1 pseudogene is annotated in these 474 nt (G+C 62.7%); it reads right to left on the bottom strand.

The window, feature by feature from the left end:
- A pseudogene (locus AAIR21_RS27895) lies at window positions 1-474 on the bottom strand (type VI secretion system ATPase TssH); the annotation flags it as partial.

Below are 474 nucleotides of genomic sequence, written 5' to 3'. Positions count from 1 at the left end.
GGGAGAGAATGTCCACCATCTGGCGGATTTCATTGTCGCGACCAAACACCGGGTCAATTTTGCCGTCACGGGCTTTTGCGGTCACGTCGGTGGTGAAACGGTCAAGCACCGCCAGCAGGGCCGCTGCGGGTTTGCCTTCCTTTATTGCGGGGGTATCAGCACCCACTGGACGCCCGACAAATGCCACGTTACCGTTGTCGGTATCGCCGCCATCACCCGCCATCAGTACCGATTCTTTCGCCTGCTCCTCCGGGCGCTCGTCCGACTGCACATCCAGCAGCGGGCGCAGGTGCGTTATCTGTCCGGCGGTCAGGGAGAGCAACGGCCAGAGGCCGTCGCAGTGCAGCAGCGACGGATGGCTGCGAAAAGCCATCAGCAGGTGGATACTGCGTATCTGCTCTTCGCCTGCCAGCGACGCGCACAGCCACGCCTGGCGCAGCAGTTCATTAAACTGCGCGGACAGCTGCGGGCGGC

Source organism: Enterobacter sp. PTB (genome assembly GCF_051130085.1).
In the GTDB taxonomy this organism is placed as follows: Bacteria; Pseudomonadota; Gammaproteobacteria; order Enterobacterales; family Enterobacteriaceae; genus Enterobacter; species Enterobacter ludwigii.
The sequence above is the reverse complement of the archived record's forward strand: the minus strand, read 5'-3'. Positions and strand labels throughout refer to the sequence as shown.